The 8,848-nt window shown below is 71.6% G+C and carries 8 protein-coding genes and 1 pseudogene; 5 read left to right on the forward strand and 4 right to left on the reverse strand.

The genetic code is table 11. From position 1 onward, the window contains the following. The 3 genes and pseudogenes from AC2VOR_RS00575 to AC2VOR_RS00585 form a co-directional block, all read left to right on the forward strand. Positions 1 to 141: pseudogene (locus tag AC2VOR_RS00575) on the forward strand (Rv2324 family transcriptional regulator); the annotation flags it as partial. Between the two features lie 431 nt (positions 142 to 572). Beyond that, positions 573 to 1,712 carry a zinc ribbon domain-containing protein gene (locus AC2VOR_RS00580; RefSeq protein WP_486963011.1) on the forward strand — a complete coding sequence of 380 codons (1,140 nt, stop codon included), beginning with the start codon at positions 573 to 575 and terminating at the stop codon, positions 1,710 to 1,712. A gap of 26 nt (positions 1,713 to 1,738) precedes the next feature. Beyond that, the gene (locus tag AC2VOR_RS00585; RefSeq protein ID WP_369738058.1) at positions 1,739 to 2,440 is read left to right on the forward strand and encodes a hypothetical protein; all 702 of its coding nucleotides are present in this window, start codon (positions 1,739 to 1,741) and stop codon (positions 2,438 to 2,440) included. 28 nt (positions 2,441 to 2,468) lie between these two features. Here AC2VOR_RS00585 and AC2VOR_RS00590 read toward each other — a convergent pair whose 3' ends face one another. The 4 genes from AC2VOR_RS00590 to AC2VOR_RS00605 are packed head-to-tail and all read right to left on the reverse strand — an operon-like array spanning position 2,469 to position 7,656. Further along, on the reverse strand, positions 2,469 to 4,274 hold the full coding sequence (locus tag AC2VOR_RS00590) for a sulfatase-like hydrolase/transferase (RefSeq protein ID WP_369738057.1): 1,806 nt from the start codon (positions 4,272 to 4,274) through the stop codon (positions 2,469 to 2,471). After that, positions 4,267 to 4,719 (reverse strand): SRPBCC family protein, encoded by a 453-nt coding sequence (locus tag AC2VOR_RS00595; protein ID WP_369738056.1) that lies wholly within the window; start codon positions 4,717 to 4,719, stop codon positions 4,267 to 4,269. The genes AC2VOR_RS00590 and AC2VOR_RS00595 overlap by 8 nt, the downstream gene beginning before the upstream one ends. 49 nt (positions 4,720 to 4,768) lie before the next feature. Then, entirely contained in the window at positions 4,769 to 5,620 is an 852-nt protein-coding gene (locus tag AC2VOR_RS00600; RefSeq protein WP_369738055.1) for a CbiQ family ECF transporter T component, read from the reverse strand. Beyond that, on the reverse strand, positions 5,617 to 7,656 hold the full coding sequence (locus AC2VOR_RS00605; RefSeq protein WP_369738054.1) for an ATP-binding cassette domain-containing protein: 2,040 nt from the start codon (positions 7,654 to 7,656) through the stop codon (positions 5,617 to 5,619). Before AC2VOR_RS00605 ends, AC2VOR_RS00600 begins: the two co-directional genes overlap by 4 nt. Positions 7,657 to 7,774: 118 nt before the next feature. Between AC2VOR_RS00605 and AC2VOR_RS00610 the strand changes: the two genes are divergently transcribed. Together AC2VOR_RS00610 and AC2VOR_RS00615 are read left to right on the forward strand one after the other, a co-directional pair. Then, a complete protein-coding gene (locus AC2VOR_RS00610; protein ID WP_369738053.1) occupies positions 7,775 to 8,278 on the forward strand; it encodes a MarR family winged helix-turn-helix transcriptional regulator in 504 nt (167 codons plus the stop codon). Positions 8,279 to 8,405: 127 nt separating this feature from the next. Further along, positions 8,406 to 8,848, forward strand: a 443-nt coding sequence (locus tag AC2VOR_RS00615; protein WP_486963012.1) for an FHA domain-containing protein, incomplete at its 3' end; no start/stop codon positions are given.

The raw sequence follows: 8,848 nt of genomic DNA on the forward strand, positions 1-8,848 counted from the left end.
TCCGACGCGATCCTGCACGTGCTGGCCCGCGACATGCAGCACCTCGAGACCGCCCTCGAGCGGATCCGGTCCAGCGCGGACATCGAACGCAGCGAGAGCATCGTCGTGCTGTCCGACCTGATCGACCGCATGCGGCCCTGAGGCGCGCAGGGCCGCTGACCGGGCCGGCAGGTAATCGGCGGAGAGCCCCGCCCTTTGCCGCCCCGGCTGTCGACGCCACACGCAGTTATGCGCGGCCCACCGAATTGAATTCATCAACCAGCGCTCTAAATCACCGCGCCACAGATATTTAGGGCCGGAAGTCCCTATGCATGACGGTGTAAACAAATGACGATTGACACGTTCCGGTGTCCCGGTCGCCTTTCTCCGAGACAAAATGCACGGTCTGGCGAGGTTGCGGTGCGTGTTCGACAGATGGCGCGACAGCGCGGGTCGCGTCTGTCTGTGCGGGGTCAATGCGAAATGACGCCGCGGCCCGATAAACAACCGCGCCGCCCTTGGCGTTCTTTTTCGCCGCCGATCCGGCCGCAGTTTCGGAAAAGTATTTGGCCACCGAGTAGCCGGAGGAAATGATGGACTGCCCGAATTGCTCGACCCCGCATCCTGACGCCGCCCGTTTCTGCGCCCGGTGCGGCACGCCCCTGCAGCCGGGCGTCGATAGGTCCCGGCACTTCGCCGCCCATCCCGAGGAACCGGTGCGGGCGCTGGCAATGATGAGCACGCTGATGCCGCACTTGTCGGGCGGACGTCACCACATCTACCGGGGCGCGATCGCCATAGCGCTGCTGGCGGCATTGACCGCAGCGGCGTTCGGTGTCCTCTCAATCGCGTTGATACTGGCCGCGATCGCGCTTCCGGCAGTGGTGCTGACCTATGTGCACGACCACGACGTGTGGCGTGACGAGCCGGCCACCGTCATCGGCGTGGACTTTCTGCTGTCCCTGCTACTCGGCATCGGGGTGGGGCTGCTCGAAGACCACTTCACCAGGCCGGTGTTACTGGCCGCGCCAAATCACGGGCTTCCCAAGCTCAGCCAGGTGTGGGAGTTGGGGTTGATCGTCCCGGTCGTGGCGTTTGTCGCGGTGCTGATTGCGCCGATGCTGACCACCGCGCGCAGCGCGTTCCGCCATCCCATCGACGCCGTGATCGTCTGCTCGCTCAGCGGTGCCGCACTCTCGCTGGGGCTCAGCGTGGTCGTGCAGCGCGGCGCCTTCACCCACATCGAGGCGACCGCCGGGGACCCGGCGCACGTCGCGTTCATCGCCCTGACGCTCGGGTTTTTGCAGCCCATCATCCTGGCCACCGCCGCGGCCATGACCGTGCTGGCGCTGCGCGGCGGCGGCAACGTCGCGCTGGGGCTGGCCAAGGGCCTGGTGCTCGTGGTGCTCTACGAACTCGCCACCACGTTGCTCACGCCCTACGGCTCCCGCGGCATCGTGCTGACCACCCTGGTGGCTTTGGTGCTGGCCGGCGCCGGACTGCTCGGCACGCGCGACGCGCTGCACGCCGCGCTGGTGACCGAAGCCCGGGACGCCCTCGCCGGAAACGGCGCCGTGGGTCGCGCCCCCGGCACCCAACAGATCTGCGCGCACTGCGGCGCGGCAATCGGCGCCGGTGCCGCGTTCTGCCAAGTCTGTGGAACGGCCACGGCCGCGCTGGCGCGCCATCCCTTCCCTGCGACAGGTGCCATGGGCACCACGCCGAAGGCCTGAAGACCACAGCCAGTCAGGAGTCACGAATGTCATCGACGCCACCGCCCCCGCATACGCCGGCACCAGTTCATTTCCCGGGCCGCCGCGGACGGGTCGGGCACCGCCTGCGCCCGGCCGTCATCGCCACCGTCATCGGCGTGATCATCGTGATCGCCGCCGCCGTGACGGCCGCGATCGTCTTCTCCGGCAACACCAACCGGCCCAAACCGCCTCCGATGCTGCCCAGCAGCCACGCCGACGCGCAGAAGGTGGGGGTCGCGCTCACCGCGGCCGACCCGATCGTCATCGCGGACGGCATCTCGATCACCCTCGCACCGGACTGGTCACTCGCCGAGCGCACCTCGAATTCTGTGACGCTTTACGACTCCGACAACACCTCGCGGATGCAGGTAACGGTCAAGCCGGCCGACGGGACCGACGTCGTGGCCGTGCTGCAGGGCGACATCAACCGGCTGACCGGCACGGCATCAACCGGTTTGACCAACGTGACGGACATGAGCGGGCCCGAGACGAAGACGCTGCAGAGCGCCAAATTCCAGCAGCAAGCCTCCATCCCCTACAGCGCCGACATATCGACTCAGCAGGGCACGATCCCCATCCTGGGCGTCTTCGAGGAGTTACTGAACACCTCGAACCATCTTTCGGCCTTCGTCGACTTCAGGCAGGTCGGCGGCGGGTCGCTCCAGGCCGTCAGCGACGCCGGAATGATGGTCCATTCCATGCTCTGACAAGCCACCCGGGTGGCTGTGACCGTGCTCAGCGCTGCGACAGTCCGCGCACCACACGCGCCAGCACCGACGGCGCCGGGCCCGGCGGCCGGCGCGACGCGTAGGGCCACGGGTGGTTTCGCTCCGGCACCGAGCCGGCGCGGGCGTCCTTGAGCCGCGCGCGCAGGTGCCCGCGCAGCTCGTCCAGGCCGGGATCGGTCCACCGGTTGTCGGCTTCGACGGGGTCGGCAGTCAGGTCGTAGAGCTCCCACTGGTCGTCGAGTGGCGACGTGCGGTAGGTGTCGCCGCCGAGCCCGTTGGCGGCCAGGTGTCGCACGCCGGGCTCGGTCCAGGTGCCGGGGTCGTCGAACGTGCGGACCAGCTTCCACAGGTGGCCTTCGCCGCCCGGCACGTCGTCGACGCGCACGACCAGGCCCTCGAAGTTGGACGCGGTGTGAGCCGGGACCCGGATGCGCAGCGGCGCGGGCGGATTGACGGTCTGCTTGAGGCGGCGCCCCAGGCCCGAGGCGACGGTGTCGCCCTCGAGCATGTTGTCGCGGGTCATCAGGTAGACCGCGCGGGTGTCGTCGGCCGGCGCGCCGTCGACGACGGGCATCAGGTCGCGGCCCGGCAGCTCGTGGACCTCCGAGAACGACTCGGCCAGCGTGGCGGCGACCGCCGCGACGTCGACCCCGGCGGCCGACAGCAGCGTCGGGACCAAATCGACGTGCGACGTCGGAGCCGTCACGACCCGCGGGCCCGTGGACCGCTCCCCGACGCGGGCGATCACGAAGGGGACCCGGGTGGCCTCGTCGTAGAGGTTGAACCACTTCTGGTGCAGGCCGCCGTGCGCGCCGAGCAGGTCGCCGTGGTCGGCAGTGCGCACCAGCACCGCCTCGGCCGAGCCGTTGTCGGCGACGGCCCGCCGGACGCGGTCGATCGGCGCGTCGACCTCGGCGTGCAGCCGGTAGTACAGGTCGCGGTAGCGCTGGGCGTTGCGGTCATAGGTCCGGTTGATCGCGGGTGCCGGGCCGTAGCCGGAGTAGTACGCCTCGCGGAAGGCGATCTGCGCGGCCGGCTTGGTCCACAGGTTCTCGCCGGCCGTCGGCGCGGGCGGCACCGGTGGCGGGTCCAGCGGCGACGGCGTGATCGGGCTGCGGCGCGCCCACAGCGGGAACAGCACGATGTCGTGCGGGTTGACGAAGCTGGCGACCAGCAGGAACGGGCGCAGCGCCGCCGCGTCCCCGGCGCGGCGGCGGGCGTAACGGTCGGTGAGCCAGGCGACGACCCGGTCGGCGATCAGCTGGTCGCGGCGCACTCCGGCATTGGCCAGCGCGGCCCCATGCGGCTCGGGGCCGACCCACCCGGAGAAGCCGTAGGGCCCCAGCGGATCAGCGTCGAGGTAGCGCCGCACGGCGGCGCGGTCGACGACGCCGTCGTCGTCGTTGGTCGCCAGGGTGCGACCCGTCGCCGGATCGGTGAGGTCGGCGTGGGAGATGTGCCACTTGCCGTCGTAGTGGGTGTCGTAGCCCGCGGCGCGGAACCAGTTGCCCAGGGTGGGCACCTCGCCGCGGCGCAGCCAGCGCATCCGGGTGTCGTCGGCGGTCTTGCCGATGCCGTCGGTCTGGGTGACGCCGTGCAGGTCGGGATAGTGCCCGGTGAAGATCGTGGGCCGGCTGGGCACGCAGGCCAGCGAGCCGGTGTAGTGCCGGGCGAAGCTGACCCCGTGGTCGTCGAACCACTTACGGCCGGTGAGCACCCGGTCGCGCCAGGCAAGCACGTCGGGCGCCTCGTACGGCGGCACCGCACGCTCCTCGTCGGTCATGACCACGACCACGTCGGGGCGATCAGACACGGGCCTTCTCCAATCGGTTCGCGAGCCCGGCAAGCATCACCGCGGACTGCCGCGCCAGGACGCGGCACACGACGCGTTCGGCCAGCCGGTGCGCTGCGCGCGGCCCGATCTCGGCGGTGCCGGTCAGGCGCACCAGCGTCGGGCCGATGCCGGCAGGCGCCAGCGTCCAGCGGTTGGCCACCCTGCCCAGGCGGGCGGGCAGGCCTTCGATGTCGTAGCCGAGGACATGCGGCGGGTCGAACTCGGTGATGCGCTCGACGAGGGCGTCGCGGTTGACCTGGACCCGACGCGCGGTGCCGACGGCCGCGCCGCCGGGACCGGAGAACAGGATGCAGGAGTGGTCGACGTTGCCGGCCCACGAACTGATCGCGCCGAAATCGGCCAGGACGTCCCAGATTTCCTGCGGGGAAGCCGCGATGCGGCGGTTGCGGTGCGCGTCGGACACGTGCCCAAGCTACGCGACGGCCGTCGGTCGCCGCAGCGCCCACGGCTTTCTAACGCGCCAAGTGGAACGCGGTCTCCACCCACACCGCCGCGCCGCACACAGCGGTGGTGATCGCCAGGGTCACCCAGTCGGTCATCTTCGGCCGCGCCGGGTTGGCGGAGAGCTGGCCGGTGCCGCCGCGGGCGGTGATCGCGTCCCCCATCTCGTCGCCGCGCCGAAGCGTCACGGTGATGGCCGCGGCGAGCAGGTCGATCACCTCCAGCGCGTTGCGGCGCAGCCGCGCCCTGCGGCCGTGCGGTACCCGTCTGGGCCGCAGCCGGCGGGCCGCGTGAAGCACCTGGAACTCGTCGATCAGCATCGGGAAGGCGCGCAGCGCGAGCGCCAGCGCCACCGCCCACTCGTCGACCGGTATCCGCAACGGCCGCAGCGGGCGGCCCAAAACCGCCATGGCGGGGCCGATCTCGGCGACGTTGGTGGTCCAGGACACCATCGCGCCCAGCGCGAGCAGCACCACCGACAGCGCGGTGATCCGTAGAAACTGCAGGAACCCGCCGAGGGCCAGGTGCAGGCCACCCACGGCGATCACCGGGCTGCCCCCGCCCAGCGCGGCTGTGATGCCGCCCAGCGCAACGATGACCCACAGCCAGCGCGGAACCGACGGCAACACCCCGCGCGGAATGCGCGCGATCCGCATCGCGGTCGCCACCAGCGCGGCCACCGCGCCGATCGCCACCCAGCCCGGGTAGAAAGTCAGCAGCATCGAGATTCCGAAGACCACGAGCAGTTTTGTACCGGCCCACAGTTCGTGGATGGTCGACGTCCCGGGCACCGGGACGAGCAGCACCACCGGCCGCGGCGGGTGCCGGGTCGTGCCGTGCTCGGGGCCCGCGGCCGCCGTCATGCCACGCCCCCGGCCGCGGCCGGGACCGACTGGAGCCTGCCGTTCTGCAGATGCAGGGTGCGTGGGCACACGGCCTCCAGGCCGACGAAGTCGTGGGAGATGACCACCACCGTGAGGCCCTGCTCGCGGCGCAGGTCTTCGAGCAGTCGCAGCAGGCCTCGCTGGGCGGAGGCGTCCAGCCCCGCCAGCGGCTCGTCGAGGATCAATGCCCGCGGCGAACACGCCAGCAGCCCGGCCAGCACCACTCGGCGCATCTGACCGCCGCTGAGCTGGTCGATGCGGCGTGTGGCGAGCGCGGGGTCCAGCCCGACGGCGCCCAGCGCCGCGGCGACGCGGTCCCGGTCGCGGTGCGAGAAACCCGCGGCCGAGGCCACTTCCCGGTCGACGCGGCTGCGCATCAGCTGCAGCCGGGCCGCCTGGAACGACAGCGCCACCGCGCCGACCTGCTCGTGGGTGGGCCGGCCGTCGAGGAGGCAGGCGCCGGTGGTGGGAATCGTCAGCCCCGCCATGATCCAGGCCAGCGTCGACTTGCCGGACCCGTTGCCGCCGTGGATCAGCAGCCCGTCGCCCTGCTCCACCACGAAGCTGATGTCGCGCAGCGCGGGTTTGGCCCACGGTGTGCCACTGGCGTATTCGTGGCCGACCCCGAGGAGCTCGATCGCCGGCGCGGAGGAGAGGTGCGCCACCGGCGCGGACGGCAGCGGCGTGGGTGCGGACTCGACCATGTCGGCGTTGTCCGGCGAATCGCTGAGGTTGATCGCGCGGTCGGCCGACTCGGCCTCGACGTTGTAGTGGGTGATGTGCACCAGCGCGGTCCGGTGTCGTTCGGTGAGGCCCGACAGCACGCCGAGCAGGGCCTCCCGGCCCTCCTGGTCGACCATGGTGGTCACCTCGTCGGCGATCAGCAGCGACGGCTCCCGGGCCAGCGCCGCGGCCAGCGCAAGGCGCTGCAGCTCGCCCCCCGACAGGCTTCCGGTGTCGCGGTCGGCGAGCCCGTCCAGGCCCACCTCGCCCAGCAGCCGGTTCACGTCGATCTCGGTGCTCGGCGGCAGGCCCCACACCACGTCGTCGGCAACCCGGGTGCCCAGGACCTGGCTTTCGGGATGCTGGAGCACCACGGCCGTGCCGCCCACCTTGCCCAGGCCGACCGCGCCGGGGCGCCGCACGGTGCCCGACGTGGGCTCCCGGCCCGCCAGGATCAGCATCAGCGTGGTCTTCCCGGAGCCGTTGGCGCCGGTGATCGCCACGTGTTCGCCGACGCGCAGGTCCAGGCTGATCTCGCGCAACGCGTCCTGGGCGGCGTGCGGGTAGCGGAAGCGCACCCTGTCCAACCGGACCGGCACCGGGCCGATCGGGACCGCTTCGCCGTCCCAGGCGTCCAGCTTGTGCACGTCGGGCAGTTCGCGCATCCGCTGCAGCAGCCGCGACAGCGCCCACCAGCCGATCAGCGACACGATCGTGATGCCCACGGTGTAGTAGCCCAGCAGGATCCACGGCCAGTAGTGCAGGCCGTCGGCGAAATGCCGTTTGACGTCGGCGCCGGCTTGCTGCAGGTGGATCCGGGTCAAAAACGCGGCGACCCCGTCGATGTTCGCGGTCATGACCTCGAAGATCAGGTGCCGCAGCCGGGTCATGACGGCCAGCGCGGCGAGCGTCACGGCGCCGAACACCAGCCCCGCGACCAGCGACAGGACGATCACCGTCGGCGTGCCCCGCCGTCGGCGCTTGACGAACCCGGTCAGGCCGCCGATGTACACGCCGTGCAGGACCGTCATCAACCCGCCCAGGCCGGCGATGAGGAAGGCGATCATCCCGGCGGCGACCGTCGCGGCGAGCAACACGCGCATCCGGTACCGGTAGGCCAGCAGCCCCGTCGGCACAGTGCCCAGCAAGGCCACGCCGGCGGCGAACGGGACGACGACGGAGATGATCGCGATGACCGCACACAGCGCCCCCATCACCGACGCCTGCGCCAACTCCACCGGCTGCAGCGGTCCACCGCGATGACGCGCGCGCAGGGGTCTGGGGCCGGTCACTTGATCGATTCTGCCAGGCCGCGGGCCCGAGGCCCGGCAGAACACCGGGCCAGCTGCGGATTTGCGGCCCGCCGTCGAACCAGCGGCTCGCTTAGGGGAGCTATGCAACCATGGAGGAATGAACGCATCCGCCGACCACAACGGAGTCAACGGAGTGGCAGGCGCCGCAACTCCCGAGCCGCGACCGAGCCTCGGGGCGGACCTGCTCGCGGTGGTCGCCCGCCTCAACCGCCTGGCCACCCAGCGCATCCGAATGCCGTTGCCCGCGGCGCAGGCCAGGCTGCTCGCCACCATCGAGGCGCACGGCGAAGCCCGCATCGGCGACCTGGCGGCCGTCGACCACTGCTCGCAGCCGACGATGACCACCCAGGTACGACGCCTGGAGGAGGCCGGCCTGGTCACCCGGACGGTCGACCCCGGCGACGCCCGCGCCGTCCGGATCCAGATCACGCCCGCGGGCCGGTGGACGCTGAACGCGGTCCGCGCCGACCGCGCCGCCGCGATCGAACCGCAACTGGGTCAGCTCGACCCGGCCGAGCGCCAGGTACTGGCGGAAGCGGTGGGCGTGCTACGCCGGCTGCTCGACGAGGCCGCGGCCCCACGCCGCCGCGGCTCCCAGTGACCGGCGCCCATCCCGCTGGATCGACGACCGCGCACGGGTAGACACTTAGGCACGGGTAGACACTTAGGCACAGCCCGGATTCGTTTACCGCGCGATCCGGTCTGATCGGCGACGAAAGGTGACGGCGATGCGGCCCGACGCCCCGGCCTACCCGGCCTCCCCGCTGACGGTGTGGGTCGGATCGATGCGCTACGTCTTCACCCCGGGGCGCGACGTGATCGTCGGGCAGGGCAGGGGCTGCGACGTCCCGCTCGACCGCCCGAGCCACGCCGGTTCAGCCCCACCCCCGGCCCGTTCGGACGTCGTGCTGCGCTTCGCCGACGGGCACTGGGTCGCCGTCGACACGAGCCCCTACGGCATGTTCGTCGACGGGGCCCGCGTGACGACGGTCGACATCCGCGACGGGCAGGCGATCGCGATCGGTGATCCGCAACGGGGTCCGCGGCTGGTCTTCCAGCTCGGCGCGCCCGCCCGGCCGTCCGGCCCGCCCCCGCGCCCGGCAGCCCCGCCGCCGCAGCAGCAGCGGCCGAAGGTCCCGCCGCCGTCGCGTCCCCGGCCGCAGCCGTCCGG

The organism is Mycobacterium sp. TH-M103 (genome assembly GCF_057473785.1).

What these genes read in the sequence shown, in the direction of transcription:
- AC2VOR_RS00580 (WP_486963011.1), top strand. Translation starts at nt 573, where the DNA reads ATGGACTGCCCGAATTGCTCGACCCCGCATCCTGACGCCGCCCGTTTC.
- AC2VOR_RS00585 (WP_369738058.1), top strand. Translation starts at nt 1,739, where the DNA reads ATGTCATCGACGCCACCGCCCCCGCATACGCCGGCACCAGTTCATTTC.
- AC2VOR_RS00600 (WP_369738055.1), bottom strand. Translation starts at nt 5,620, where the DNA reads ATGACGGCGGCCGCGGGCCCCGAGCACGGCACGACCCGGCACCCGCCG.
- AC2VOR_RS00610 (WP_369738053.1), top strand. Translation starts at nt 7,775, where the DNA reads ATGAACGCATCCGCCGACCACAACGGAGTCAACGGAGTGGCAGGCGCC.